Here is a 397-nt window from a genome sequence, read left to right as displayed (position 1 = left end):
TCGCCGAGGTCACCGGAGCCGTCGCGGCCGGCGACCTCACCCGCTCGATCACCGTGGACGCCTCCGGCGAGGTCGCCGACCTCAAGGACAACATCAACTTCATGGTGGAGTCCCTGCGCGAGACCACCCGCGCCAACGAGGACCAGGACTGGCTGAAGACCAATCTCGCCCGTTTCTCCGCGCTGATGCAGGGCCGGCGGGACCTGGGCGTCGTCGCCGAGTCCATCATGGACGAGCTGACCCCGCTGGTCTCCGCGCAGTGCGGCGCCTTCTACCTCGCCGAGGAGACCGACGACGGGACGGTGCTGCGGCTGGTCGCCTCCTACGCCTTCCCCAGCGACTCGTCCCGGCCCGGCCCGTTCCGGCTCGGCGAGTCCTTCGTCGGCCAGTCCGCCCG

1 protein-coding gene is annotated in these 397 nt (G+C 70.8%); it reads left to right on the top strand.

The features are described 5' to 3' along the window. Nucleotides 1-397: HAMP domain-containing protein (locus VR45_RS40080; RefSeq protein WP_045944904.1), on the top strand; the 397-nt coding region annotated here is incomplete at both ends.

It is taken from the genome of Streptomyces sp. NRRL S-495, from assembly GCF_000966955.1.
Classification (GTDB): Bacteria; Actinomycetota; Actinomycetes; order Streptomycetales; family Streptomycetaceae; genus Kitasatospora; species Kitasatospora purpeofusca.
This window is presented reverse-complemented; position numbering and strand designations above follow the sequence as displayed.